Source organism: Mesorhizobium sp. M1E.F.Ca.ET.063.01.1.1, assembly GCF_003998155.1.
Lineage (GTDB): Bacteria > Pseudomonadota > Alphaproteobacteria > Rhizobiales > Rhizobiaceae > Mesorhizobium.
In genome coordinates this window covers 1-412 of sequence record NZ_RZSC01001703.1, presented here as the reverse complement: position 1 = coordinate 412, position 412 = coordinate 1, and the positions used below count along the sequence as shown (strand labels likewise).

1 protein-coding gene is annotated in these 412 nt (G+C 57.8%); it reads right to left on the bottom strand.

The features are described from left to right. Positions 1-290: cytochrome c (locus tag EOA29_RS40505; protein WP_145970203.1), on the bottom strand; the 290-nt coding region annotated here is incomplete at its 3' end. Positions 291-412: the final 122 nt, after the last annotated feature.

Sequence of the window (412 nt, the reverse complement as noted above, 5' to 3'; positions counted from 1 at the left end):
GCATAGTAGGCCGCGGCATTGGCGATGTCTTCGTCGCTCAGCTTCTTGACGACCAGCGACATCATTGAACTCTTGCGCTCTCCGGCCTTGTAAGCCATCAGCGCGTGGACCAGATAGTCGTACTTCTGCCCGGCGATATTGGGCGTGTAAGACATTTTGCCGAGGCCATCCGTGCCGTGGCACATTTGGCATTGCACCATGACTTTCCGGCCGGCGATGCTGTCGCCTGCTGCCTGCGCAAATGATGAGTTGACCACGAGGGCAGCCAGGCCAAGGATCAAACCACGCATAGCTATGCTCCGTGCATGCTCCATCGTCCGTGGCCTTAGGTCGGACGACGAGGCACCCTACACCCGGCGAGGCTGCGTAGCGAGCTATATTAGCTGTAGCTTGATTACACTCACTCGAAGTG